The organism is Coprococcus sp. AF21-14LB, assembly GCF_003458885.1.
GTDB lineage: Bacteria > Bacillota > Clostridia > Lachnospirales > Lachnospiraceae > UBA9414.
Genome location: NZ_QRVX01000018.1, coordinates 1 through 26,214, shown reverse-complemented (window position 1 = coordinate 26,214; position 26,214 = coordinate 1). Strand labels below are relative to the sequence as shown.

Genomic DNA, 26,214 nt, shown 5'->3' with positions numbered 1-26,214 from the left:
TGGATAATTTTCTATGAAATAAAAAAGACGCCTTTTTTCGAAAGCGCCATCATACCACAACAAAATAAAAGTACGCCCGGGCGTACTTCAATTTGCAATCCCTAGTTTTATTTATAGACAGGATGGTCACGAACTGTCTTATTGAATTATCCTTATCAAAAAAGCATGTGTTTTCCACAACACTCGTTTTATTATAACGTATTTTCCACAATATGCAAGTATTTTTTCCACATCTACTGATACTTATTTCTTCTTCCAATCCATCATTTTACAAAATAATATGCCTATCGCCGTACTCACAGCCGTTGCCACAATTCCTGCTCCAATAATTCCTGCCGGATTCACACTGCCGTACTGGCTTCGATAAGCTATGACATTTACCGGAATCAGCTGCAGCGATGAGATATTAATAATCAGGAAATTGCACATCGCATTGCTTGCCACTGCTGCAGAACCTCCATATCTTTTGCAGGACTGTTTGTTCAATTCCCGAAGCTCCTCCATCGCTCTAAGCCCCGCCGGAGTCGCTGCCCATCCAAGTCCCAGAACATTTGCAATCATATTTACTGCCATATGTTTCTGTGCCGGATGATCATCCGGTACTTCCGGAAACAGAAACCGGAGTATCGGCTTCATTCTTGCTGATAATCCTTTTATGATTCCTGCACTTTCTGCAATCTTCATAAGTCCCACCCACAAAGACATGACTCCCATCATCGTAATGCATAAGCTTACCGCCTCTCTGGAGGAATCCAGCGCCGCATTTGTAATATCCGCCATCCTGCCATTAAATGCTCCATAAATCACACCAATTAAAATCATACCGCCCCAAAGCCAATTCAGCATAGAAAAACCGCCCGCCATATTGTTTTCTCCAAACTATATGACGAACGGTTTTCATTTATAACTTAATTTTCTTTTGCTCCAAACGTGCATACACACTTCTGCGAAGCAGACTGTAAATAACAGAAGTAATCGGAATAAATACGAGCATTCCCACAATTCCCATTAAACTGCTTCCAAGTGTAACTGCTACAAGCACCCACATGGACGGAAGTCCGACTGAATTTCCAACTACATGCGGATAGATCAGATTCCCTTCAATCTGCTGCAGAACAAGGAATAATACGATAAATGCCAATGCCTTTACCGGACTGACCATCACGATCAGAAACACTCCGACTGCACAGCCGATAAATGCTCCAAAGATCGGAACAAGCGCTGTTACCGCAATCAGCATACCTACAAGCAGTGCATATGGAAACTTTAAAAGTCCCATTGTTACAAAAAACATCGTTCCAAGAATAACGGCTTCCATACACTGACCGGTTAAGAAGCTGGAAAATGTTTTGTAAGTCAATGAACAAACATCCAAAATCTTCTCTACCTGCTCTGTCTTTAGATATGCATACATCACTTTCCGAATCTGTACTGCTAATTTCTTTTTCTGAAGAAGAATATAACATGCAAATACAAATGCAATGAAGAATGTTGCCATACCGCTTACAATTCCCTTTGCTGCCTGATAAGTGCTTCCAAGCACACTTCCTGCACCATGACGGAAAAAGTCGATAATCGTTGTCAGAATATTATCCCAGTTCAGCTGCTTCCAATCTAACTGAAGTCCATTCAGCTCTCCCAGAATCTGCGGGTTATTTTCAAATAACGTTGCAATATCTGCCATAATCTTTGGGATAAATACTTCTATATTGCGCTTTAGTGTTACAAATGTCTTACCAAGCTGAGGCACAACGACAAAGATCACAACTGCTAAAATACTGATTACCAAAAAGATTGTAATGACAAGACTGACTGTATTTTCCAGTTTATCCCGCAGTTTCTTTCCTTTTTCAGTCTGAAAATACTTATTCTTTTCAAACAAATTCTTCTGAATAAAATTCATCGGTACATTCAGAATAAATGCAATCGCACCTCCGAGAATAAACGGCGATATAATTCCCCACACAAATCCAAGAATATCTAATACAACTTCATATTTCCACAATCCGATCAGCAATAACAACGTAAAGACAATCAGACTTCGTATCTGCTTAATATTTTCCTTAGAAAAATTCATTCATTATTTCCTTCCCTTGATGATCCATTTCAGAAGCTGAACGATTGGAAGTACAAGCACTGCAAGACCGCATACCATACCGTATTCTGTCCAGCTAAGTGTTACTACATCAAATACATTCTTCAGCCCTGGAATTAATAATACACCTGAAATTAGGATAAGTCCAATTAAAAATGCACCGATTAAATAAATATTGTTCCAGAATGCTTTCTTAAAGATAACAGGTTTATCTGATTTACAGTTAAATCCATGTACAAGTCTTGCTGTACACAATGTACCGAATGCCATTGTTGCTCCAAGATCTGCACCGCCTCTTGATAAACCGATTAAGAATGCAATACTTGTCAGGAATCCTACAACAAATCCTTCTGTTCCAATCTTTGCAAGGAAATCTTTTGTTAAGATAGATTCATTATGCGGACGAGGTTTCTCTTCCATAACTGTCTCAACGTGCGGCTCAAGTCCAAGTGCAATTGCCGGAAGACTATCTGTCAGAAGGTTAATAAATAACAAATGGACTGCTTTAAATGGTACTGGAAGGTTTGCAACAGAAGCAAATAATACTGTCAGGATCGCACCAAAGTTACCTGATAACAGGAACTGAATAGCGCTCTTAATATTTTTGTAAATATTTCTTCCGTTTTCTACTGCTTTTACAATTGTCGCGAAGTTATCATCTGTCAGGATCATAGAAGATGCATCTTTTGCAACCTCACTTCCTGTAATACCCATAGCAACTCCGATATCTGCCTGCTTCAGAGCCGGCGCGTCATTTACACCGTCTCCTGTCATAGCAACAATATTTCCTTTTTCCTGCCATGCTTTTACGATACGGATCTTATGCTCCGGTGAAACTCTCGCATATACAGAAATACCTTCTACAAAATCTTTCAGTTCTTCATCTGACATCGGATCGATCACAGCGCCTTCGCATGCCTCAGATTCATTTTCCAGAATACCGATTCTCTTTGCAATTGCTGCTGCTGTAACTTTATGGTCACCTGTAATCATGATCGGGCGGATTCCTGCCTTCTTACATTCTGCAACAGCCGCCATAGATTCCACACGCGGCGGGTCCATCATTGCTGTCAGACCTACAAATGTATAATCATATTCATCATTAACAGAAACACCATTCTTCACAAGCTCTTCAGACACTTCTTTGTATGCAAAAGCAAGTACACGAAGTCCTGATCTTGAAAATGCCTGATTCTGTTCTTCAATTGCTTTCTTATCTTCTTCTGTAATCTCACGAATACCGTCTTTCTCAATAATTCTGTTTGTTCTGTCAAGAAGTACGTCTACGGCTCCCTTCGTGATCATATAGAATGTATTGCCGCTTTCTGAGTTCGGATGAACTGTCGACATCAGTTTTCTGTCACTGTCAAACGGAACTTCAGCAACTCTTGAATTTTCTCCTCTGAGAACAAGTGCATCCACACCGTATTTATTTCCAAGAGCAACAAGTGCTGTTTCTGTAGGATCTCCGATTTCTTCTCCATCAATTACTGTGGCATCATTACATAAAATACTGTAATTCATAAGGCGTTTTGTCAGATCATCTTTCATATCGATTGCATCTGCCTCAACAACACTTCCATGTACATAGTATTTCTCAACTGTCATCTTATTCTGTGTCAGAGTACCTGTTTTATCAGAACAGATAATAGACACACTTCCAAGTCCTTCCACTGCCTGCAGCTTACGAATAATCGCATGTTCCTTCGCCATCTTCTGTGTACCGAAAGAAAGTACGATTGTAACGATAGAACTGAGCGCTTCCGGAATTGCTGCTACTGCAAGTGCAACTGCAAATAAGAAAGAATCTCCGATCGGATTACCGCGAAGTACGTTCATTCCAAATAATAATCCACAGAATACAAGAATCGCGATAGAAAGCTTCTTACCGAAATCATCAAGGCTTACCTGAAGCGGTGTTTTCTTCTCTGCCGCTGTCTCAAGAAGACCTGCGATCTTTCCTACCTCTGTATTCATACCTGTTTCTGTTACAATAAAGGATCCACGACCATATGTGACAAAACTTCCTGAAAATACCATATTCACTCTGTCACCTAACGGTACTTCGCTTGTAAGCACACTGTCATCTTTTTCTACCGGTAAACTTTCTCCAGTCAGCGCACTCTCGTCAATCTTTAAACTTGCATTTACAAGAATACGTCCATCTGCCGGTACATAATCTCCGGCTTCCAGCATTACTTCATCACCTACAGTAACTTCTGATGCCGGAACTTTAATTGCTGTGCCGTCTCTTACTACTTTTGCTTCAGGCGCTGACAGCTTCTTCAGGCTCTGCAGTGACTGTTCTGCTTTCACGGTCTGAACCGTACCAAGAATCGCATTCATTGTAATTACGATCAGAATTACAATTGCACTCTCAAAATCTCCTAAGAATCCGGAAACGATTGCTGCAATAATCAAAATAATAACGAGAAAATCTTTGTACTGTTCCAGGAAAATCTGGAAAACGCTTTTCTTCTTTCCTTCCTGAAGTTCGTTCTTGCCGTATTTTTCCTGATGCTGCTTCGCTTCCTGTGATGTCAGCGGATTACTGTGTCCATTTAATGTTTTCCGCACATCGTCGACATTTTTTTTGATACCATTCCTGCATATCCATGTCCTCCATTTCTTTTTTTAGTATTGACTGCCATTACAGTTTTTACGCTTTAGTGCAAGGTCTTTTTCCCGGCAGTTCAGAATCTGCATCACTTCTTCTGATCTTACCTTATAAAAAAAGACCTTTATTGCACTAAAACAGTACAATAAAAGTCTCACTATTTCATTACGATACGGATGATCTATTCATCGTATTGACGACATCGCAAACATTCCACGAATCTTCCGGAATGTTAGTTACTCCCTTTTATCTACACAGTAATATAACCTCAATTTTAAAGTTTGTCAAGAATATTTTAGCTCCCGCTCCGAAGAGCGAGAGCTTTTATATGCTGTCACTGATAGTTATCTTGCTTTTTTTCTTCTCATTACAAGAACAATTGCTGCCATAGAAAGAACTGCGAGTAATACAAATCCAAAGATCGGAGCCGTATCTCCAGTCGCTACTGCTTCATTTCCGCCTTGATTATTTGGTCTTAAACTTGACGGAACATCAGACTGTGACATTTTCTTATCTTTCATTACGATAACATAATCGGAAGCATGGTCAAACGATACAGTAACATTACCGTTTTCATCAATTTTTCCGGAGTTTCTGTATACCAGCTTTCCATCGCTGTCATAATAATATAAGTTACCGAACTTTCCGCTGTGTTCTTCTCCTACATTGACTGTCAGATCTGCCTTAAATCCAAATGGACCATTGTGTGTCAATGAAAGCTGACAGGTTGGATCATTTCCTGCAAGCGCCTGCACTGTTTTGCTTGGGATTGCATTGGAATTTACCGTTACTTCTAGATTGATATCTTTCAGATCGTTTGCTTTGATATCTTTTCCATTAATTGTCCATGTGTAATCACCCATGTTTAATTCTACTGTAACGTCCTTGCCTTTCGCAGCTTCCAAAATTTCTTTCGGAACTACTGTTGCCTGATCCATATCAATTTGAACACTTTCACCATTGTTAAGCTTATTTACCTGCTCTGTCACAACTTCTTCCGGAAGTTCTACTGCCGGTTTCTGTGGTTTTTCTGGTTCTACCGGTTTCTCTGGCTCTACTGGTTTTTCCGGTTCTACCGGTTTCTCCGGATCCACTGGTTTTTCCGGTTCTACCGGTTTTTCTGGATCCACTGGTTTCTCCGGCTCTACCGGTTTCTCTGATTCCACTACAGATTTTGTATCTAAGATAATGAAATTACGATTTAAAGTAACTGTGTACTGTCCTCCAGCATAAAGATCACTTGTCTCATATACTAAATTCTTATATTCTCCCACCTGGCTCGGAAGGGTAATTACCTCGCCTTTTTCTACAACTTGGAATGAGTATGCCTTATCTTTGTTATCTGCCTGATGGTAAACATTCGCTGCATTTTGCCAATCATCTACATTATCATATACATAAAAACCAATCATACAGTTTTCATATTCTGCGGTAGCGATGATGCTTTCATGTTCTCTTTCTAATACTCCCGAACCATTCGTTCCTGCGTACCATCCTACAAATCGTAAATCTTTGTATACCGTAGGTTTTGGTTCACTTTTTACAAGTTTTTCAATATCTTCGTATGTTGTATCTCTTGGAACAACTTTACATACTGTTTCTTTCGTATATCGTCCGGCTTTATCATAATAAAACTTATCCACTGAAACTGTTTTTACATCTTCATAAGTTGCCTGTAAATTCATATAACCGCTTAAACTATCCGGATATAATCCTGCAGAGCCCCATACTTGCCACTCTTTAAACTTTACTGACTCAGAGCCATCAGATGGTCTAAATTTTTTAAACTCTGCTTCCAATTCTTCACGAGTAGCATCTTTTGCAACCGGTATCGCGTTTTCTACTTCTACCCATTCATTTTTATTATTCAAATATCCATAAGTAACCGATACGATTTTTTGTTCATATTCTGCCTCTACAAAAATTGGCCAGTAAATATCTTCCATATTTCTTCCTTCAAGATCTACCTTCCAACCTTTGAATGTTGAACCTTGGTACATTTTACTAGGAGCCGGCTGAGATACTGCCCAATTCTCTATCTGTTCTCCTGACACATCTGCCGGAAAAACTTTCATCTTTTTCTCACACACATTCTTGCCCGCTTCATCGTAATACCAATATTCAAACGGAATTGCTGCACGATCATATTTTGCATGTAAATCAATATATGAATCGGAAATAATTTCTGTATCTTCTGTAAATGGCTGACCTTTCTCATCTACCCATCCAACAAATTTCAAATCCTTGTATGAGTCTTCTGGCACCGGAAGTTTTATTCCACATTCTTTTAATGTAGATCTCCGCTCCATTTTTACCTCTAAATCATTTCCAGAATACCACTCTCCATTATTCAATTGATAATATAAACGAATTCTCACATCTCTTGTTGGATTTACAAATGAATCTCCATTCTTTACTAAGACATAATAAAATGGATTATTTTTATCATCTTCAGTCTCCGTATCAGCTATATTTCCGGACATATCTCCTATTATAAGAAATTGGCAATACCATTCACACGGATATGTTTCTTCTGTGATCTGGAATTCGCTACATATGCATCCTTCTCTTCATCATAAGTCAAATAAACATATTTTCCACTCTCAGTAATATCCGTAACTGCTGCACGCATGTACACATATGCCTTATTAGGATCTATCGCATTATTATCTGTTGCTTTCACTGTAAATGTGACGGTATCACCAGGTTTTACTACTTCACCATTATGCGACATCTCAAAAGATGTGATTTGTGGCTTGATTGTATCTTCTTGAGGTTGTTCCGGTTCCACATATTCTTCCACTTCAAACCAACAGTTCTGAATGGAAGTAACATCTTGAGACTGAATCACACCATTCCATCTATGTGTGATTTCTTTAAAATTCCATCTTGCCCCACTCATATCAGAACTGATTCTAAATAATGCCTGAAATTTCTTTTCTGTTTCACTATAATCTGCCCTATAAGTTCTAACATCTTGCTGGTCTTCTCTTTCAAATACAACATCTAAAGAATGCAAACTCAAATCTATTCCTTCAAGATCTCCTGTTAATGAAAAAGAAACCAAAACTTCATCATTTACTTTTAAAGTCTCTTGATTCTTATTTAATTCAAAATCAATAACTTTTAATGGCGCAGACTCTACCCCATTAATAGAAAACGAATACATATCATTTAAGTTGTCATCTTTACTCTCATTTCCAGCATTGTCTGTCACTTTGATACTTTCAAGTCTACCTTCTGTATATCCAGTATTTTTTGGCAATTCATATGTAGCCTCATAATAATTCGTATCATCTTTCTTCACAAAATTCAGTATATGAAACTCATAGCTTTGCGTCTTTGGTTCTAATAAACCTAATCTAGCTTCTATACTTTGAATTCCGCTATCCGCATCATATGCTTCTACTACAACTCGGACAGTATCGCCAGGATTTAATGTTTCGCCTTTCTGATCAAAAACGATTCTTTCAATCACTGGGTTTGTCACATCATAACTATCTTTTGAGGTTGTCTCATTTTTATCCTCAGTTACTCTCTCTTCTGCTTCGCTTTGTACAACCGTCTGTACTGCTGTCTCTTCCTTTTCTGTTTCACCTTCAGCCGATGCAGAAATTGGAGATGCCATGCTTGCAACAAGTACAGTTGCAAGAAAGAATGCACCTGCTTTTTTATACAGGTTTTTCATCTTCCACATTTTCTTATTCTCCTTTCCTCTGTTTGAAAATGGTATCTTTTTCCATACCAATTCAAGTATACCCCCCCCCCGTAATTTTTTTCAAGTTAAAAATGTGTCTGTTTTATAGCGGAATAAAGTTGAAAATTCCTCTACATATCGAAATATGTTTTCGCCACTTTATATAAAAAAGATTCTCCGCACACGAGCAGTATCATTGACAGCTAATTTCTCTTTTGCTCCATAACAGACTTATGAATATTTTTTTCTATATCACATATATTACATATTAAATCACTACAAAATAGATTGACTTTTCTAAGTTTTTTCTATATAGTATCTGTAGTGGTTGTGCTGTGGAACCTCGAGATGCCCACAGCCCGGGGAGTCCATGCGTGGGCTCCCTTTTCTATATCACAAAATATTTAAAGGAGAGCAGCTATGTCGAAACAGTTTTTTACCTACGAGCAACAATTAAATAAACTGAAAAAAGAGAAGCAACTAACGATTTCCAATTCGGCATACGCTAAAGAAATATTAGAGAAATTAGGTTACTATTCTTTGATTGGCGGATATAAAATCTTTTTAAACATCCCACAGAAAAACGGTCAATATACAGGTGGAAAAAATGATCTGTTTGCCGTCATGCTTGCACTAAGATATTTAATTGATAATGAAGATTTCAAAAAATTCAAGCACACTCTGCTGCATGTCATTGACAATGTTTTGAAAAAATGTCCGCACCTTTCAAAAGAACAATTATTAAATGCCATGGGATTTCCAGAAAACTGGGACAATATACTAAGATATAAGAAATTTTAACAGTAAGAAACAAAACAAAGCTGCTGCTTTACAATCTATTATTGCAAAACAACAGCTTCTGTATCTTTCTCACAAATCAGATTAGTTTGTGATTGTCATCTCTGTTTCTTTATCAAATACATGGATCTTATCTGCGTCAAATGCAAACTTCACTGTATCGCCAGGTCTTGCTGGTGTTCTTGGCTCAACGCGAGCTGTCATGTTAGCTCCTTCGTAATCGAAGTATAAGTTTGCTTCTGCACCTAACATCTCGTATACACGGATTGTAGCTTCGATACATGTATCTGGAGATTTAGCAATGAAATCAGCCTCATCATGTACGTCTTCCGGACGAATACCAAGTACAACTGTCTTTCCTTCGTATCCACCTTCGATTAATTTCTTACCTTTTGCATCTGGAAGTGCAATGTTTGCAGCTCCAACCTGAAGACTTACTTTACCGCCATTTACTTTACATGTAGCATCTAAGAAGTTCATCTGTGGTGATCCGATGAATCCGGCTACGAATAAGTTACATGGTGTATCATATAATGCTTTAGGTGTATCTACCTGCTGAACAATACCAGCACTCATAACTACGATTCTTGTACCAAGTGTCATAGCCTCTACCTGGTCATGTGTTACATAGATGATTGTTGTACCTAATCTCTGATGTAATTTAGAAATCTCGATACGCATCTGACCTCTTAACTTAGCATCAAGGTTAGAAAGCGGCTCATCCATAAGGAATACTTTCGGGCTACGAACGATAGCACGTCCCATAGCAACACGCTGTCTCTGTCCACCTGATAAAGCTTTTGGTTTACGATCTAATAATGGTTCCAGGTCAAGGATTCTTGCTGCTTCATGAACCATTTTATCAATCTCATCTTTCGGAACTTTTCTTAATTTAAGACCGAAAGCCATGTTGTCATATACTGTCATATGAGGATACAGAGCGTAGTTCTGGAATACCATCGCGATATCTCTGTCTTTTGGTTCTACATCGTTAACTACTTTATCTCCGATCTTTAATTCACCGGATGTAATTTCTTCCAGACCAGCGATCATACGAAGTGTAGTTGATTTACCACATCCTGATGGTCCTACGAAGATGATGAATTCTTTATCTTCAATCTCAAGGTTGAAGTCTTTAACAGCTTCAAATCCGTTCGGATATGTCTTGTTAATGTGTTTTAATGATAAACTTGCCATTTCAGTGTTTCCTCCTAAAAATCTTTTTCCATAATTATTAATACAATCATTCACGCATATCTTTTCTCGTTGTCCTTAGTATATAGAATATTGCAAAAATACGCCATACTCTACTTGCACAAACTTTTTTTTCAATTCTGTACAAGATGCCAAAGAACATTTTTTGTCTGATAAATTTACATTACTTGGCTTGTTGTTTTTTATTTGTATTTCTCACCACTTTATGATAGAATCCGTATATAGTTGTACAAGATTTATTTATTCTATCTATAAAGGAGGTTTTCTTCATGAAAAAAATCGTTTTATTTTCAAGTTCACATTGACCGGGATGTCCACCAGTGAAAGAGGCTCTTTCCGAAGCAGGCATTAACTTTGTTACTGTCGATATTTCTTCCGGTATGCTTCCATTGAAGCAATTTCTTGCATATCGTGATACAAGACCTGAGTTTGATGCTATCAAAGAAAACAATCGTGTCGGTCTTCCTTGTATCGTTGTCAATAAAGGCGAGCAGATTCTGTTTGGTCTTCCGGAAAATCTTGACGATTTAAGATAATTCAAAGAAAATGAAAAACGTCTGTAAAATCCAGGCATATAAACCTGATTTTACAGACGTTCTTTTTTGTATTTTCCTAATATGTTCCTGATACTTATTTAATATTTTTACATTCAAAACAGGCATTTACTTCTTTTTATCCGCAAATGCCTCTTCATGTTTCTTAAAAAACTCATAATATGCCCGCACATTTTCAAGCTCACTCCACCGTTTTACATCAACGATTTCTTCATCCAGATCATAGATTTTTGCTCCCCGCATCGAAAGAAGAAACGGAGAATGTGTTGCAATTATGAATTGACATCCAAAGAATCTCACAGAATCTTCTAAAAAACGTAAAAGCTCCTGCTGTTTTGCCGGTGACAGACTATTTTCCGGCTCATCCAGCAAATAAAGTCCATTTTCTTTAATCTTTTCTGAAAAATAAAGAAACGCACTTTCCCCATTGGAGTGTTCTCTTACATTGTCTGACAACGTTTTTCTAATATATTTTGACTGTGTACTGCTTCTTGCCGCATTTACTTTCTTTAACTGCTCGTAATCATCTAAAGACTTCATCTGAAAATGGTTATATTTTGCCTGCAGATACTCTGCAAATAATTCTTCACGTTTTCTGTCTATGCCTTCGTTAATGCTGCGAAGATTCAGCATAAAGTCAAATACATCGTCACTTGTAATGATTGCACTGTCTTTTGGAACCCGCCGCTCTAACTTCATACCGCACATCTGAATATAATCTTCAAAAAAACTAGAACGATTGTACAAAGAATCTCTATGCAGTCCCAGCTTTTCTCCGATCACATTAAGCGCCGTTGTCTTTCCGGAGCCATTTCCACCATACAGAATTGTCATCGGTTCGAAATCAATTCTGCGAAATTGATGTTTTGATAAAATCTGAAATGGATAATATGTGTCATAGCAAGTCTTCTTCTGGCGAAAAATAAAATCATACTCTTGCTCAATATCAGGAAATTCAAAGCATGACAAATACAACATGCCTTTTCCTCCTAAAAAAGCGTGCTATTAACCAATATGCTATAAATGATTAACACATTCCGCCTACCATAATATCGATAATCTCTTCGTTTGTCTCTTTCATACCTTCTTTTCCGAGACGTCCTACATTGCGGATTGTTTCATCAGCTCCTTTTGTTACAATTCCGTCGCCCGCATAGAACTGCTGTCCGCGGATGTACATATTATATCCAAGAATTCCGGCATCAACTGCAGATGCAATCTTTGCTGCGCAGGAAGCTTTCGCTCCGTCACATACAATTCCTGATGTAATCGCAAGTGCATTTACCACTGTATGAGTCACTTCTTCAAATCCGCCTCCGCACAGATAGGCAATTCCTGTTCCAGCTGCTGCCCCTGCACATACAGCGCCACAATACGCACTCAGACGGCCAATTCCTGTCTTCTGGTGAATTGCCACAAGATTAGACAGCACCAAAGCACGATAAAGCTGCTCTTCACTTGCTTTTAATTCTTTTGCATATTCAATGACCGGAAGAGAACATGTCATTCCCTGATTTCCACTGCCGGAGTTGATAATAACCGGAAGTTCACATCCATTCATTCTCGCATCAGATCCTGCCGCTGCCTTTGCTTTCGCCCTTGTGCGGATATTATTTCCTTCCATATCAAGAAGAACGCTTCCGATATTAGCTCCATAGTTACCCCGAAGTCCTTCTTCTGAAATTGCTGTATTATACTCAATCTGCCGTCCGATCACTTCTTTAATATCTTCAATTTCCACAGAATTTACAAAATCCCAGATTCCTTCCATATTAAGAAGTGAACGGTCTGCCAACCCTTCCTCGTTCTCGCCTTTTACCGGAATTTCAAGCAGTTTTTCTCCGTCTTTCTCGATCAGAACAATATTTGTGTGATAGTTAGCGATTCTAACTTTCGCATAGGAATCCCCATTATATACTGTTACGATAATTTCAAATGTCAGCCCGTTATCAACATGTTTTACCTGAATCGGTACTTCTTCCAGAAACTGTTTCATTGTTGCAATCTCATCTGCTGTCACAACAGAAATGACTTCCAGCTCTTTTTCCGCTTTTCCTGCTACAATCCCCGCTGTCGCTGCTGCCGGAATTCCTTTTAAGCCGTCAGTATTCGGCACGATTACTGATTTGACATTCTTAATAATACTTCCGCTTACTTCAAGCAGTACTTTTTCCGGCATCGCACCAAGTACTTCCCGCGCTTTTGCTGACGCATACGCCAATGCGATCGGTTCTGTACATCCCATCGCCGGAATCAGTTCTTCTTTCAAAATCTGGACGTAGGTACCATATCTCTTATCTGTCTTTTCCATTCGTTCTTGTTCCTCCTCTGATATTATCACTGGTATTATCTACATTCTATTCTAAAGGATTTTTTCTCTTGAAGCAAACGATATTTACAAGCGCATTTATTTTTGGTAAAATTGACTGAAAACACATGTCTTTTTTAGACGAAGGAGACTTTAAATGAAAGCAAATCGTACAATAAAAGATACTGTCTACCAAAATATCATGAACAGTATCATTTCTTCTGAATATAAGCCAAATGATATCATTACAGAACGGGAGCTGATTGAAAAATACGGCTGCAGCAAGTCCCCGGTCCGGGATGCCCTGATTGCACTTTGCAATGAGAAAGTTCTCATCAGCCATCCTCGTTATGGATATGAAGTAGTCCGGCTTACCGGAGATGACATTCGCAATATTCTGGAATTTCGTTTCGCTCTGGAAGGCTTCTTATTAGAGAAGAGTTTTTCCTCTATTACCTCAGATGATCTGAATGAGCTTCGCCGGCTTGATGAACTCTGCGAACAGACATTGAAAGAAAGTATGTGGACACACTGGGAAGCAAATACCCAATTCCATTTGAAGCTTGCTTCTTTTTCACATAATACCTACGCACTGGAACAGCTTTCAGCTGCCATGACAAGATTAAAACGCGCCTACGCCCAATTCTACTGGGAGAATTGGACAACCGCTACTCCTCATAACGATGTCCGTTTCCACGAAAATATCATTCAGGAGCTGGAACACGGCAATATTCAAAAATGTATTTCTTATCTGAAAGATGATTTGAATGACTTTGGATTTTAGTTTTGAATCACTCTAACAAATTTTCTACAATTACTTACAAAAACGGCAGTTTTGAAATTCCCTTCAAAACTGCCGCAATATTTTAACTCTAAATCCTTCTAAACTATTCTACAAAAGCTGCTGATATACGTCTCTTTTACTGATTCCCCGATCTTTCGCTACACACTTCATTGCTTCTTTTCTTGACATTCCCTGCTGTTCATAATGTGTCATATGTTCTTCCAGGGAAATTTCTTCCCACTTCATCTGCTGCTCTTTTTTAATTTCTTCTCTGCTGCGCCCTTCTATTACAAGAACACATTCCCCTTTCGGTTCATTTTCTTCGTAATAGTCGATTGCCTCTCCCAGCGTCGTGCGAAATGCCGTCTCATGTTTCTTCGTAAGTTCCCGGCACACGGCAATCTTTCGTTCTTCCCCTAATGTCTCTGACAGTTCATGCAGTGTTTTGACAAGTCTGTGTGGCGCTTCATAAAGAATCAGTGTCCGCGTGTCATTCACCAGTTCCTTCAGAACTTCCTGCCGCTCTTTCTTATCTGTTGGAAGAAATGCTTCAAAAGCAAATCTTCTTGTCGCAAGCCCTGAGATAGTAAGCGCCGTTATACATGCAGCGGCTCCCGGCAGAGAGGTTACCGTAACCCCTGCCTCACAGCACATTTTCACAAGTTCCTCTCCCGGATCGGAAATCCCCGGCGTTCCGGCATCAGTAATCAGTGCAATATTCTGTCCTTCCAGAAGCTTCTCAACGAGCTTTCTTCCTTTTTCTATCTTATTATATTCATGATAACTCGTCATAGGAGTTTTTATTTCGAAATGATTTAATAGCTTAATACTATTTCTTGTATCTTCTGCTGCAATTAAGTCAACTTCTTTCAGCGTGCGTATAACCCGAAAGGTCATATCTTCCAGATTTCCAATGGGCGTTGCACACAAGTACAAAGTTCCTGCCATACTATTTCCCCTTGTTCTTCTATCTGCTCTTCTATCTTTATTTCGGCTGATACAATTCCAGCACTTCCTGCGTATAACTTCCGTCTTTCTCATAGACAATCAGCGGCTTCTCCACTGTCATCCGGGAATTTCCTCCGCGAACGCCTTCGATCAGCACCATATTCGGTTCCTTATCTACATACGGATATACAAGCCGCATACGCTTCGGTTCAATCTTATATGTTACCATTTTTGACAGAATTTCTGCCAGCCTGAATGGTCTGTGCACCATATAAAAACGCCCTTTAAACGGGAGCAGCTTCGCACTTTCCCGCAAAATATCATCCAGCGTACATAATGTCTCATGGCGCGCGATTGTCATGGCATCCGTTTCATTTTTTAACCCATGCTGTCCAATCATATAGGGCGGATTTGTCACAACAACATCAAAAGAGACATGCCCGAATATGGCGGATGCCTCTTTGATATCTCCTGTTATAATCTCAATCTTTTCTTCCAGATGATTGTGCAGGACGCTCCTTCTCGCCATATCTGCACTCTCTTCCTGGATCTCAAGTCCGGTAAAATGTTTTCCTTTTGTCTTTGCTTCCAGAAGAATTGGAAGAATTCCTGTTCCTGTGCCGAGATCAAGCACCCGATCCTGGGACTTTACTCTCACAAAACTTGACAAAAGTGAACTGTCCATTCCAAAACAAAATTTCCCCGGATGCTGAATAATCTCATATCCTTTGATCTGAAGATCATCCAGACGTTCTCCTTGTTTCAGATTAGTTATCATTTAATTTTGACGCTCCTTCATTCTTCTCTAAAGCAGCCAGCTCTTTCATCTCTTCTTTCGAAAGCTTCACTTCTTTCTTTCGATGTCTCGGCCGGAATTTCAGCTCGCTTACTTTATATTCCCGAATCTCTTTCTCGTCATTTTCCAGTGTCACTACGACTTTCACAAGCTGACGAAGAACACTCAGAGACTGTACCTCTCCTTTCAGTCCTTCTACTGTTGTTACAGTATCTCCGATTGACGGCAGACGGCTGTTCAGATATTCATATGTCTCTTCTTCGTTTGTCAGACAGCACATCAGACGTCCGCATACTCCTGAAATCTTTGTCGGGTTCAGTGCAGATTCTGTTCTTTTGCCATCTTGATAGATACCGGCGCAAATTCTGACAAATATGTGTGGCAGCAAAGCGGTCGTCCGCAGATTCCGATTCCGCCCCGGATCTTCGTTTCATCTCTGACTCCGATCTGTCTCAGCTCAATTCTTGTGCGGAACACACTTGCCAGATCCTTTACCAGCTCACGGAAATCAATTCTTCCGTCTGCTGTAAAATAAAACAATACTTTATTATTATCAAATGTATACTCTGCATCGATCAGCTTCATCTCAAGCCCATGCTTGCGAATCTTCTCAAGGCAGATCTTGAAAGCTTCTTTTTCTTTCTCCCGGTTCTTTACTTCAATCCTCTTATCTTCTTCTGTCGCGATCCGGATCACTGATTTGAGAGGCTGTGTGATCATATCATCTTCCACATCTTTCGGACCTGTTACAACATTGCCGAATTCTACTCCTCTTGCCGTCTCTACAATGACTGATCTCCCGTCTTTACCGGAAACTTTCCCGGTGCGAAGAAATATATTTTTCCCGCAGTCCGGAATCTGACTCCTATAATTGTGGTCATTCTCTAATTCTCCTTTATCGTCAATAATAACAATTCCATAACAAGATCAAAGTTTACATTGGCTTTCAATCTTGTCTTTGCAGTCTCAATTGCAGAAAGAATTGCTTCCAGCCCTTCATAAGAACTTCTCTTTACCTGTTCCTTAATTACGCCGAGCTGATCTGAGAAAATAACTCCATTCACATCTTTCGTTGCTTTATAAAGCAGTTCATCCCGATACCATACTGTAAACAGATCCAAAAGATCTGTAATCTCCAGCTTATATTCTCCAAGCTTCTTCACAGCCTGAACTACTTCATCAAGTTCCATATCTCTGATATACTTCAAAAGCTGAACTGTTTCTTCTTTGATCTCGTTAAAATGTTCAGAAGATGCCAGCATGATCGCTCTTCCCATATTGCCCTGGGCAAAGGATGCACAGATATTTGCCTGATAATCCGGAATCTCCAATTGTTCCATAAGATATTTCTTCACAAGCTTATCTTTGATATTTCTCAGTTTCAGCATAACGCAGCGTGACCGGATCGTTGGCAGAAGCGTCTCTGCATTCTCTGTCAGCAAAAAGATCACTGCATATGCCGGCGGCTCTTCAATTGTCTTCAGAAGTGCATTCTGCGCCTGTACTGTCATAAGATCCGCATTTGGGACAATGTAGATCTTATACGGATCACTGTATGGCTTGATCTGAATGTCTGCATTAATCTGTTCACGAATATCATCTACGCTGATCGTATTCGGCTTCTCATGTGTCACACGAATGACATCCGGATTGTTATCACTCATAATCTGCCGGCATGACTGACATTCGTAGCAAGGCTCCAGACCTTCTTTGTTCTGACACTGAAGTGTTATTGCGAATAAATTCGCCAGCAGTTTCTTACCTGAACCGCGTTCTCCGTTCAAAATATATGCATGAGAAACTTTGTCTTCTTTTACTGCTGTCTGAATATAATCAATAATCTCTTTATGACCAACGATTTTTTTAAATCCATTATTTACCATATTGATTCCTCTTTTCCAAAACCGTATATAAAATCACATAGAACGCAATTTTCATATCAAATACATCATAACATATTTTTTTGTGAATATATAGAATTATTTCCTGATTTCCAGATCAACCGCTTCCCGGATCATTCCCTGGATTGTATCAATCGGCTGCAGTTTGCCGTCTTTCATACAGGAAATTACCTTCACCTGAGGATTTTCTTTCGCAATTTCCAGATAAATCTGTCTCGCATCTGTGAGAAGATTTTTAGAACTTTCATATACATCTGCCTGCTCGCCAACATAATCCCGATGCCCTTTTTCTTTTACATTGCTCTTGCTGGCATCCAGATTCACGTCAAGAAACAGATAAAGATCTACCGCCGGAAGTCCGAATTCTCCCTGCTCCAGCGCAAAAATCCAGTCAACAAACTCTTTCCGGTAGCTCCCAAATCCTCTCGCGCACTGATAAACCGCATTGGAAAGTGTATAGCGGTTGAAGATTACATAATCATACTGGCTAAGATCAACCTTCCTGAGACTATTCCAGCGATCTGCCGCATACCACAAGCTCATCGAATACACATCCACTTCTGCCGCATTTACCGCATCCTTTCCTGAAAGCATCCGTCCGATTTCTTTTCCAAAGAAACTGTCATATTGCGGAAAATCAATCAAAAATACACTTTTCCCGCTCTGTTTCAAATATTCTTCCAATAATGTTGTCTGAACCGTCTTTCCGGAACCGTCAAGCCCCTCAAGACAGATGATTTTTGTCTTCTTATTCATTGTTTCTCTCTCCTGTTACTTTTAACATTCCTTCTGTCACAGATCCTTCAACCGAGAAGCCCATTTCCCGATAATGCACAAGCCAGGCAATAATTGCCCGAGTTATCCTCTCTCCCGGGGCAAGAAGCGGAATTCCCGGTGGATAAAGATATGCATATTCCGCCGAGATCCAACCCTCACAGTCTTCCCACGGTCTTATCTCAAAATCTGTTTCCGGAAGGCGTTCTATCTCTGCGCTTGTCATACATACATCCGCTTCCGGGAACCGTTCTTCTGTGAACACTGTATCAAAGTTCTGTTCTTTCAGTTCTTCATCAATAGAAAACAGCGCTTCCACAAGACGTTTCATTCCCTCTTCGCTGTCACATACTGTCGTCATGGCAAGTACATAACTTTCTGCTTTCATTTCCATCTGAAGATGATATTTTTCCAGAAGAATACGGTACAATTCTCCGCTTGTCATATTGCAGTTCAACGTCGAGATGATAATCTTTGACAGATCAAACTGCTCTGTTTTTATTACCTTCAAATGCTTTAAACCCGAAAGTCTCTCCCGCGCCGCAAGAAGCATGCTTTCATATTCACAAAACCATTTTTCTCCTTCTGTCTGAAGAAAATCCATGCACGCATCTATGGATGCCATCAAAACATAGGACGGACTGCTGCTCTGCAGCATGTGCAGATATTTTCGTACCCGCCTCCGATTTATACGTTCTCCATTAATATGAAGAATTGCCGTCTGTGTCATAGACGGCAATGTTTTATGAAGACTATGAATTACAATATCCGCTCCACATATATTCGAATTCTCCGGAAATATTGTTCCAAATCCAAAATGAGCTCCATGTGCCTCATCAACGATCAGCGGGATTTCATATCTATGAACGATTTCCCCAATAGCACGCACATCTGAAACTACTCCGTCATAAGTTGGAGACACGATCATAACTGCCCGTATTCCCTCATGTTCCCGGAGCGCTCTTTCAATCTCTTCTGCTGAAATCTCTCCATTCAAATGCATCTCGGTAAGAAATTCCGGATAAATATACACCGGCTGCAGTTCATTCATTTCAATGGCATGGTAGACGGATTTATGACAATTGCGCGCCACAAGAATCTTGTCTCCCCGCTTCGTTGTTCCGAGAATTGCACTTAATATTCCAACGGTACTTCCATTGACAAGAAAATGGCTCTCCTCTGCATGATAAATTTCTGCTGCTCTTTCCTGTGCCTCTTTTAAAATTCCTTCTGCATGATGTAAGTCATCAAATCCGTCAATTTCCGTAATATCCAGCCCATACGGCAATGGATATGGCAGCTTCCCGTTTCTCTTATGCCCCGGCATATGAAACGGATAACTGTCTCCGGCAGAATATTCTGCCAGTTTTTCATCTATCTCTTCATCATTTTTCTTCTCAATCTTCGTTACGCTGCTTCTGGCTACTTCTCAATCTTACAATGATAAACGCTGTCTATAACTTCATTCAGCACATTCTCATCCTCTGTCATCATTCTTGCACTGATAATATAGCAGTGATCCTCAAATCCAACGCCGCCTGATACCGCATATTTATATTCACTTTCTCCGGTATAGTGATAAACCGCATGAAAGGTATCCGCACCATTTTCAGATGCATTTTCAAAGCTTACCACTTCTCCCTCCATACTCGGAGAAGTTCCCTTCAAATAACTGACATATTCTTCCGGACTGTGATAAATACTTGACTGCACGGTTTCTACTCCGTCCATTCTGACAATTGAGATCAAACCTTCATCAGAAATAAACGTGGCGCTCCCCTCTGCATCGGACTCACATTGCCATGATTCATTCGGCAGCGTAATGGAGATTCTTCCGTCTGCTGAAGTATAGGTAAGTCCTTCTATCGTTCCTGTAATCTCCACATTATCTTTGCCGTCTACGATATTCTGCTGTTCTTTTTCCGGCTCTTCCGCCTGGATCGGTTCCGGCGGCTTTGGCGCTTCCTCTTTCTGACAGCCGGTCAAAATACTTGCTGAAAAGAACAATGCGATTGCAATTCTCCGGAACTCTCTCCTGCTTTGCTTCATATCTTTATCCTCTTTCTGCTTTTACTTATGGCTCTTTAGAATCTCTCCCAGCTTTCTGCTGAAAATATCTGCCATGTCTGTATACATATGCCCTTCGTAATCATTAAAGCTGTTTACAGACCTGTCAAATCCTTCTATTTCAATTTCATTAAAATTATAATATGAAATGTCTCTTTCTTCCATATACTTTGCAACAAAATCATAGGCATTTTCATATTCTTTTTCATATTTTGCTAAAGTCTCCTGCGGGATCGGTGTTGTCACAACAATCAGTTCCATCCCTTCTTCTTCGCAAAGCTTACGAATCTTTTCGAAATATTCGACGGACTCTTCATTTACCTTCTCGTCATCCCACACTTCAAATTCATAGTCAAGCGGAGGTCTTCCTGTTCTCTGCAGATTTAACGCTCCATTCGGTCCATAGACAGATTCTACATTGCTGTAAAGAGTATCTTCATAATTTTTATAAGCATCGCTTGTCCTTAATTTCAGATTCGCTATAACATTTTTATAACCCTGACGGTATACATACCACGGAAAAAGTGTAGCACGGAAATCAATATCCAGCATTTTATCCCGGAAATATTCCAATTTTACAAGCGATGGCTCTATCTCTTCATAGACAGTCGCATAGTCCGGTCCCAGCGAACATTCTGTGATCCAGTAGCCCGGGTCCAACTCATAGATTACTTTCTCCGGCTTCTGGTAACGAAGCATTTCTTTTAAAATATAATACGAATCAATCGTCCATTGACCTCCAATGCACATATTCACATTTTTCTTTCCGGTCACTTCATCAAGTACTGCCGGATGAAATGCTGCCTTTCCATGAGACGTTCCCACATATACATTGTCATACTGTTTTGTCCGAAGATTGTGCATATCATTTCGGAACAGGTTTAATGGCCGCAGCGCCATCAAAAGACATTCATTTGCAATCAGAAACAGGAGCAAAAATATTACCGGCGGTATCCATTTTTTAAAATTGCGCATAAATAAATCCTCCTGTAGAATCCGGCGGCTGTCCGAGCATAGCTGATGACATCAGAAGCGCCATATAAGCAATCCATCGAATTACCCACGGACGTGCTGCCAATGCATTTCTGATCTGTATTCCTCTCTCCTGTAACAGACTGACAACAAACACTGCCAGACAGGAAATCACAAGAATTCCAAGCGCCAGAATCGTATATTTTGCTCCTGCAGTTCCGGTTCCTACCTGAATCTCAAGAAGCTGTCTCGGCGCAAAGTTCGTTACAGCATTTTTCATCATCTGAAGCGCCTGCGGAATCGTATCTGCCCGGTCAAAAAACCAGCTGATATTCACAAGCAAAAAGGTTCTTACAATCTGAAATACTTTCCACCCATTGCTCTTATCATTGATGTGCAGACGTTTCTTCCATGACCGGTAATTCTGAACCATCAGGCCGCTGAATCCAATGATCAGACCATTGTACAAACCATACACAATGAATTTCCATGCAGCGCCATGCCAGATTCCGACTACGAGGAAAACAACAATATTTGCCAGACAGATCGGCAGCGCTCTCCCGTATGTCTTTCCAAATATTTTCTTAGCAGATTTTCCAAGTTTTCCCATCCATTTTGACAGAGACAGCGGATAGAAAATATAATCTTTCATCCATGTTCCAAGCGTAATATGCCAACGATGCCAGAAGTCTGTAATCGATACTGCGAAATACGGACGTTTAAAGTTCTCATCCAGCTCGATTCCAAATAGCTGGGCGATTCCGATCACAATATCCATTCCTCCCGAAAAATCTCCATAAAGCTGTGCCGAATAGGCAAGCACGCCAAAGATTGCAATTCCGGTATAGGTCGTATATTCATCAAATGCAGCATTTACAAAAATCGCAGCCGTATCTGCCACTACGAGTTTCTTAAAATATCCCCACAGAATTCTCTGCACACCGCGCTCTATCCGCACACGGTCAAAGGAATGTGATTCATAAAGCTGATGTGCCAGACGGTCAAATCTTCCAATCGGTCCCTGAAGAATCTGCGGAAAGAATGATACAAAAAGTGCAAAGCGCAGTGGATTGCGCTCCGGCTCACACCGTTTCCAATACACATCCATAAGATATCCCGCCGACTGAAATGTGTAGAAAGAAAGTCCGATCGGCAGAATCAGGTTCCGGAAGCTCAGTTCCAGATGAAATAGATAATCCAGATTCTCAATAAAGAAATTCGTATATTTTAAAATCGCCAGTAATCCAAAATCAAGAACAAGCGCCAGAATCAATACCTGTTTCTTGCGGCGCTTTTTCATTTGCTTATCAAGCGAATCTCTTTCCTCCACTGCATGAAGCGCAAGCCCTGCTCCGTATGTTACCATCGTCACATAGATGAGAAAGAGAGTCATCTTCCATCCGGAAGAAAGATAGTAGAGATAGCTGAATAACAACAGCCATCCCCACTGCCACTTCTTCGGAATCAAATAATATCCTGCTGCCGCAAAGAAAATGAACAGCAGGAATTTCATTGATATAAAAGACATTCCTTCCCCCTTTTATTCTTCCTGAAGTCTCTGCACCATTGCCCAAAGCGCCTCTGCGGAATTAAAATTCTCCGGAATAATCTCTGCCGGTGTCACTGAAATATCAAATGCATCTTCTAATTCCCCTACAATTGATAAAATCGCGAAAGAATCCAACAAACCATCATCAATCAATGTTGTACATTCGTTATAATCCACATCCGGCGCGATCTCTTCTAAAATTTCAATTAACTGTTCCATTTTCTTTTCTCCTGTCTTTTTCTTAATATTTTATACATAAACAATTTCATCATACATGAGTTTTTACCGCAATGCAACGGATTCAGAAATTCTTAAGGTTATGCTTCCGTCATTCAGCATATCTGATGCGATTTCCGGACGCAATACCTTCACTCCTTCTTTCTTCTCATAGGTAAGTATCTGCGGAAGATTCCTACTCAAAAACAGATAGATTCCTTCTGTCACAGAATAAGCTCCTACCCGTTCAAATACAAGAAGATCTCCCACCCTTCCACTGATAAGCGGAAGCTGCTTCACAATCACATCATTGACGGTACAGAGAGATCCGCAGATATTCCATTCTTCTGCTGCATCACTCTCTTTGATCTCATTTTCTGCCGGAATATGCTGATAATGCGGAAGCTTCATTGCCATCATCTGTCCAAAATAAGATAAATGATGAATTCCTCCATCCACAATTGCATAACGCTGTTCTTTATTGATCTTCTGATCCACGATCCGCGTCAGATAATAACCGCAATACGCTGCAATATAGCGCCCCATTTCCAGTGTAATATGTCCCCGGAAATGCAGCCCTTCCAAAATCGCTGCAAATGCTTTCAGCAGTTCCTGATCATCCACTTCCGGATCTCCGGCGAAATACGGCACATAAAATCCCGGTCCGTATTCCAATTCTTTCGCCTGATAACCATACGCTTCTTCTAACCTCTGTATAAATTCGTCCAGATGAACAAGCTCTTTTTCTATTTTTGACAGTTTCTTCTTCTGCGTACCGGAATAATACTGCAGACCGCAAAACTCTATATGAGGATATTGGTTTCTGCTGTCAATTATTTTACAAATTTCTTCCTCATCTACCCCAAACTGGTTGCCGCTTGTTACCCGGATTAACGCCGGAAGAATAATTCCTTTCTCCTTTGCCAGACGCTCTAGCAACTCCAAATGTGACCTTGATTCTATCGTATATGTTGCTTTATTTCCGCAAAGCTCTATTGTGTGGCGCACATCTTCCTCTGCTTTATAGACTCCTGACAATACAATCTTCTCCGGTGAAACTCCGGCCCGCTCGCAGATATGAAATTCCCCCGGCGAACATACTTCATATTTGCTGATTCCAAGCTCTCTGCACTGCACCAGAAATGGATTCGCCTTCATGGCAAAGCATATTTGCGCCCGCCCAAGAATTCCTTCCATCATCTGGATTCTTTCACGCAGCATGTCCAGATCAAACACATATGCCGGAGTCTCATAGCGCTCGCTGATCTGTTTCAGTACTTCTCTATCCATATTATTCCTCCAAACTGTTCTCATACTTCTCTCTTAACTGCTTCCGGTCAATCTTTCCGTTCTTCGTAACCGGAAGCGTCTCAAGCTGCACAAATACATTCGGTATCATAAAGCCCGGAAGCGTCTTTCCCAGTGTGCGGATAATCTGCTTCTTATCAATCTCCCCTTCATAGAACGCAATAATCTTATGCTCCTCTTCATCATAGATGCAGCAATTTCTCACAATCTCATCAATCTTCTCCAGACCAAGCTCAATCTCTCCAAGTTCAATCCGATGTCCCATATGTTTAATCTGAAAATCCTTCCGGGAGGCAAAGTACAGGTTCCCATCCGCACCGTAATAAGCCAGATCTCCCGTCCGGTAAATCCGTTCCAGATAACATCTGTTCAGCGGATTCTGGACAAATGCCTTCGCCGTCTGCTCTGAATTATTATAATATCCAAGTGCCAACGCTGTTCCGGCTACACAAAGCTCTCCCTTTACCCCTTCGTCAGTTACAAGGTGATCCTCTTCATCAAGGAGAAATACTTTCTCATTCGGAAATGCCCGTCCGATCGGAAGCACCTCTCCCGGGGCAAATTCCCGGTCAACTACATAGTAGGTGCAGTTGCATGTAATCTCTGTCGGACCATAGACATTGACATACATTGCATCCGGCAGCGCCTCTCTCCAGAGATTCAGATGCTTCACCGGCATAACTTCACCGCTGAAAATCACTTTCTTTACCTTCGTTGGTATCTTATATTCAAAGCCTTTCAGCGTTGTAATGATGCAGAGGGCGGATACTGCCCAGATTAATGTAGTAACTTCCCGCTCTACAAGAAAATCAAGCAGCTTCACCGGGAAAGAAAAATACTGTTTCGGAATAATCTGCATCGTAGCGCCCGTTTTCAAAGTCGAATAAATATCCTTCACAGATACATCAAAGTCAAAAGGTGCCTGATTGCCAATCACATCTTCTGACGTAATCTGAAATAATTGTGTAAATTCCTCTATAAAATCAATTACTGAGCGGTGACACACTACAACACCTTTCGGAATACCGGTAGAACCGGATGTAAAATTAGCATACAGCGGATCGGTATCCATACTGCCTGATCGTATGCTGCGAAGTATCTCCTCCTGCGACTCAACTTCCAATGCATCCTCCAGATCAACAACAGTCCCGGTAAATGCAAGCTTCTCTAACTGTTTGTGATAAGAAGCTGATGTTAGTATCAGATCCGCTTCCAGAGTAACCAAAATCTGCCTAAGCCTCTCTGCCGGAAGCTTCGGATCCAACAGAACATAAAAACAGCCCGCATGCACCACTCCCATAAACGCTGTCACTGCGGCAACTCCCTTCTCCATAAATACCGGAATCGGACTTCTTCTCTTCGTTCGCTGTGCAAGACAAGTTCCAACCACTCTTGCTCTCTCCAGCAGTTCCTGATATGTACATTTATCTTTATCATCTGCAAATGCTATTTTATCCGGATAACATTCTGCAGAATGTTCCAGATAATCCAATATATTTCGAATCATTATATACCTCCTGCGTTTTGTCTCATTATACCTTAACCAGATAAATATCTCAATGTGAATCCCATGACAAAACTCTTACATTTTAAAGACATTTTTTTCAATATATTT

Annotated in this window: 22 protein-coding genes and 1 pseudogene; 3 read left to right on the top strand and 20 right to left on the bottom strand. The window is 40.3% G+C overall.

The window, feature by feature from the left end; translation table 11 throughout:
* Window positions 1–243: 243 nt before the first annotated feature.
* The 5 genes from DWX73_RS06320 to DWX73_RS06300 all read right to left on the bottom strand — a co-directional run bounded on the left by DWX73_RS06320 (window position 244) and on the right by DWX73_RS06300 (window position 8,409).
* Window positions 244–846, bottom strand: coding sequence for a nucleoside recognition protein (locus tag DWX73_RS06320; protein WP_118347962.1), 603 nt, complete (start codon window positions 844–846; stop codon window positions 244–246).
* 55 nt (window positions 847–901) lie between these two features.
* Window positions 902–2,077, bottom strand: coding sequence for an AI-2E family transporter (locus DWX73_RS06315; RefSeq protein ID WP_118347930.1), 1,176 nt, complete (start codon window positions 2,075–2,077; stop codon window positions 902–904).
* 3 nt (window positions 2,078–2,080) lie between these two features.
* The gene (locus DWX73_RS06310) at window positions 2,081–4,672 is read right to left on the bottom strand and encodes a cation-translocating P-type ATPase (RefSeq protein ID WP_242996665.1); all 2,592 of its coding nucleotides are present in this window, start codon (window positions 4,670–4,672) and stop codon (window positions 2,081–2,083) included.
* A gap of 384 nt (window positions 4,673–5,056) precedes the next feature.
* Window positions 5,057–7,195, bottom strand: a complete 2,139-nt coding sequence (locus DWX73_RS13930; protein ID WP_118347926.1) for a hypothetical protein — start codon at window positions 7,193–7,195, stop codon at window positions 5,057–5,059.
* Between the two features lie 8 nt (window positions 7,196–7,203).
* Complete coding sequence (locus DWX73_RS06300) at window positions 7,204–8,409, bottom strand: hypothetical protein (protein ID WP_118347924.1); 1,206 nt, start codon at window positions 8,407–8,409, stop codon at window positions 7,204–7,206.
* Between the two features lie 420 nt (window positions 8,410–8,829).
* Between DWX73_RS06300 and DWX73_RS06295 the strand changes: the two genes are divergently transcribed.
* Complete coding sequence (locus DWX73_RS06295; RefSeq protein ID WP_118347922.1) at window positions 8,830–9,210, top strand: hypothetical protein; 381 nt, start codon at window positions 8,830–8,832, stop codon at window positions 9,208–9,210.
* An 81-nt stretch (window positions 9,211–9,291) separates the two neighbouring features.
* On the opposite strand, the gene DWX73_RS06290 is transcribed toward DWX73_RS06295, so the two are convergent.
* Window positions 9,292–10,404 (bottom strand): ABC transporter ATP-binding protein, encoded by a 1,113-nt coding sequence (locus tag DWX73_RS06290; RefSeq protein WP_118347920.1) that lies wholly within the window; start codon window positions 10,402–10,404, stop codon window positions 9,292–9,294.
* 338 nt (window positions 10,405–10,742) lie between these two features.
* Here DWX73_RS06290 and DWX73_RS06285 point away from each other — a divergent pair, with 338 nt between their 5' ends.
* Window positions 10,743–10,958 (top strand): glutaredoxin, encoded by a 216-nt coding sequence (locus DWX73_RS06285; RefSeq protein ID WP_118347918.1) that lies wholly within the window; start codon window positions 10,743–10,745, stop codon window positions 10,956–10,958.
* 126 nt (window positions 10,959–11,084) lie between these two features.
* On the opposite strand, the gene DWX73_RS06280 is transcribed toward DWX73_RS06285, so the two are convergent.
* On the bottom strand, window positions 11,085–11,954 hold the full coding sequence (locus DWX73_RS06280; RefSeq protein ID WP_118347916.1) for an AAA family ATPase: 870 nt from the start codon (window positions 11,952–11,954) through the stop codon (window positions 11,085–11,087).
* Window positions 11,955–12,003: 49 nt separating this feature from the next.
* Window positions 12,004–13,287: an L-cysteine desulfidase family protein gene (locus DWX73_RS06275; protein ID WP_118347914.1), complete on the bottom strand. Its 1,284-nt coding sequence runs from the start codon at window positions 13,285–13,287 to the stop codon at window positions 12,004–12,006.
* A gap of 154 nt (window positions 13,288–13,441) precedes the next feature.
* Here DWX73_RS06275 and DWX73_RS06270 point away from each other — a divergent pair, with 154 nt between their 5' ends.
* Window positions 13,442–14,068 carry a GntR family transcriptional regulator gene (locus tag DWX73_RS06270; protein ID WP_118347911.1) on the top strand — a complete coding sequence of 209 codons (627 nt, stop codon included), beginning with the start codon at window positions 13,442–13,444 and terminating at the stop codon, window positions 14,066–14,068.
* Window positions 14,069–14,176: 108 nt separating this feature from the next.
* Here DWX73_RS06270 and rsmI read toward each other — a convergent pair whose 3' ends face one another.
* The 12 genes and pseudogenes from rsmI to DWX73_RS06210 form a co-directional block, all read right to left on the bottom strand.
* Window positions 14,177–15,016, bottom strand: coding sequence for a 16S rRNA (cytidine(1402)-2'-O)-methyltransferase (gene rsmI, locus DWX73_RS06265; protein WP_118347909.1), 840 nt, complete (start codon window positions 15,014–15,016; stop codon window positions 14,177–14,179).
* A gap of 37 nt (window positions 15,017–15,053) precedes the next feature.
* Window positions 15,054–15,794 carry a tRNA1(Val) (adenine(37)-N6)-methyltransferase gene (locus tag DWX73_RS06260; RefSeq protein WP_118347907.1) on the bottom strand — a complete coding sequence of 247 codons (741 nt, stop codon included), beginning with the start codon at window positions 15,792–15,794 and terminating at the stop codon, window positions 15,054–15,056.
* A pseudogene (locus DWX73_RS15500) lies at window positions 15,784–16,693 on the bottom strand (PSP1 domain-containing protein). Before DWX73_RS15500 ends, DWX73_RS06260 begins: the two are co-directional and overlap by 11 nt.
* 3 nt (window positions 16,694–16,696) lie before the next feature.
* Complete coding sequence (gene holB / locus DWX73_RS06250) at window positions 16,697–17,695, bottom strand: DNA polymerase III subunit delta' (RefSeq protein ID WP_118347905.1); 999 nt, start codon at window positions 17,693–17,695, stop codon at window positions 16,697–16,699.
* A 96-nt stretch (window positions 17,696–17,791) separates the two neighbouring features.
* Entirely contained in the window at window positions 17,792–18,469 is a 678-nt protein-coding gene (locus DWX73_RS06245) for a dTMP kinase (RefSeq protein WP_118347903.1), read from the bottom strand.
* On the bottom strand, window positions 18,462–19,853 hold the full coding sequence (locus tag DWX73_RS06240) for an aminotransferase class V-fold PLP-dependent enzyme (protein WP_330413512.1): 1,392 nt from the start codon (window positions 19,851–19,853) through the stop codon (window positions 18,462–18,464). The genes DWX73_RS06245 and DWX73_RS06240 overlap by 8 nt, the downstream gene beginning before the upstream one ends.
* 56 nt (window positions 19,854–19,909) lie before the next feature.
* Window positions 19,910–20,536 (bottom strand): hypothetical protein, encoded by a 627-nt coding sequence (locus DWX73_RS06235; protein ID WP_118347899.1) that lies wholly within the window; start codon window positions 20,534–20,536, stop codon window positions 19,910–19,912.
* Window positions 20,537–20,557: 21 nt separating this feature from the next.
* Window positions 20,558–21,529: a hypothetical protein gene (locus DWX73_RS06230; RefSeq protein WP_118347897.1), complete on the bottom strand. Its 972-nt coding sequence runs from the start codon at window positions 21,527–21,529 to the stop codon at window positions 20,558–20,560.
* Window positions 21,516–23,054 (bottom strand): MBOAT family O-acyltransferase, encoded by a 1,539-nt coding sequence (locus DWX73_RS06225; protein WP_118347895.1) that lies wholly within the window; start codon window positions 23,052–23,054, stop codon window positions 21,516–21,518. The genes DWX73_RS06230 and DWX73_RS06225 overlap by 14 nt, the downstream gene beginning before the upstream one ends.
* Before the next feature lie 12 nt (window positions 23,055–23,066).
* Complete coding sequence (locus DWX73_RS06220) at window positions 23,067–23,294, bottom strand: phosphopantetheine-binding protein (RefSeq protein ID WP_118347893.1); 228 nt, start codon at window positions 23,292–23,294, stop codon at window positions 23,067–23,069.
* 63 nt (window positions 23,295–23,357) lie between these two features.
* Window positions 23,358–24,581: an alanine racemase gene (locus DWX73_RS06215; RefSeq protein ID WP_118347891.1), complete on the bottom strand. Its 1,224-nt coding sequence runs from the start codon at window positions 24,579–24,581 to the stop codon at window positions 23,358–23,360.
* A gap of 1 nt (window position 24,582) precedes the next feature.
* A complete protein-coding gene (locus tag DWX73_RS06210) occupies window positions 24,583–26,106 on the bottom strand; it encodes an amino acid adenylation domain-containing protein (protein WP_118347889.1) in 1,524 nt (507 codons plus the stop codon).
* Window positions 26,107–26,214: the final 108 nt, after the last annotated feature.

What these genes read in the sequence shown, in the direction of transcription:
- DWX73_RS06320 (WP_118347962.1), bottom strand. Translation starts at nt 846, where the DNA reads ATGCTGAATTGGCTTTGGGGCGGTATGATTTTAATTGGTGTGATTTAT.
- DWX73_RS06315 (WP_118347930.1), bottom strand. Translation starts at nt 2,077, where the DNA reads ATGAATTTTTCTAAGGAAAATATTAAGCAGATACGAAGTCTGATTGTC.
- DWX73_RS13930 (WP_118347926.1), bottom strand. Translation starts at nt 7,195, where the DNA reads ATGTCCGGAAATATAGCTGATACGGAGACTGAAGATGATAAAAATAAT.
- DWX73_RS06300 (WP_118347924.1), bottom strand. Translation starts at nt 8,409, where the DNA reads ATGTGGAAGATGAAAAACCTGTATAAAAAAGCAGGTGCATTCTTTCTT.
- DWX73_RS06295 (WP_118347922.1), top strand. Translation starts at nt 8,830, where the DNA reads ATGTCGAAACAGTTTTTTACCTACGAGCAACAATTAAATAAACTGAAA.
- DWX73_RS06290 (WP_118347920.1), bottom strand. Translation starts at nt 10,404, where the DNA reads ATGGCAAGTTTATCATTAAAACACATTAACAAGACATATCCGAACGGA.
- DWX73_RS06280 (WP_118347916.1), bottom strand. Translation starts at nt 11,954, where the DNA reads ATGTTGTATTTGTCATGCTTTGAATTTCCTGATATTGAGCAAGAGTAT.
- DWX73_RS06275 (WP_118347914.1), bottom strand. Translation starts at nt 13,287, where the DNA reads ATGGAAAAGACAGATAAGAGATATGGTACCTACGTCCAGATTTTGAAA.
- DWX73_RS06270 (WP_118347911.1), top strand. Translation starts at nt 13,442, where the DNA reads ATGAAAGCAAATCGTACAATAAAAGATACTGTCTACCAAAATATCATG.
- rsmI (WP_118347909.1), bottom strand. Translation starts at nt 15,016, where the DNA reads ATGGCAGGAACTTTGTACTTGTGTGCAACGCCCATTGGAAATCTGGAA.
- DWX73_RS06260 (WP_118347907.1), bottom strand. Translation starts at nt 15,794, where the DNA reads ATGATAACTAATCTGAAACAAGGAGAACGTCTGGATGATCTTCAGATC.
- holB (WP_118347905.1), bottom strand. Translation starts at nt 17,695, where the DNA reads ATGGTAAATAATGGATTTAAAAAAATCGTTGGTCATAAAGAGATTATT.
- DWX73_RS06245 (WP_118347903.1), bottom strand. Translation starts at nt 18,469, where the DNA reads ATGAATAAGAAGACAAAAATCATCTGTCTTGAGGGGCTTGACGGTTCC.
- DWX73_RS06235 (WP_118347899.1), bottom strand. Translation starts at nt 20,536, where the DNA reads ATGAAGCAAAGCAGGAGAGAGTTCCGGAGAATTGCAATCGCATTGTTC.
- DWX73_RS06230 (WP_118347897.1), bottom strand. Translation starts at nt 21,529, where the DNA reads ATGCGCAATTTTAAAAAATGGATACCGCCGGTAATATTTTTGCTCCTG.
- DWX73_RS06225 (WP_118347895.1), bottom strand. Translation starts at nt 23,054, where the DNA reads ATGTCTTTTATATCAATGAAATTCCTGCTGTTCATTTTCTTTGCGGCA.
- DWX73_RS06220 (WP_118347893.1), bottom strand. Translation starts at nt 23,294, where the DNA reads ATGGAACAGTTAATTGAAATTTTAGAAGAGATCGCGCCGGATGTGGAT.
- DWX73_RS06215 (WP_118347891.1), bottom strand. Translation starts at nt 24,581, where the DNA reads ATGGATAGAGAAGTACTGAAACAGATCAGCGAGCGCTATGAGACTCCG.
- DWX73_RS06210 (WP_118347889.1), bottom strand. Translation starts at nt 26,106, where the DNA reads ATGATTCGAAATATATTGGATTATCTGGAACATTCTGCAGAATGTTAT.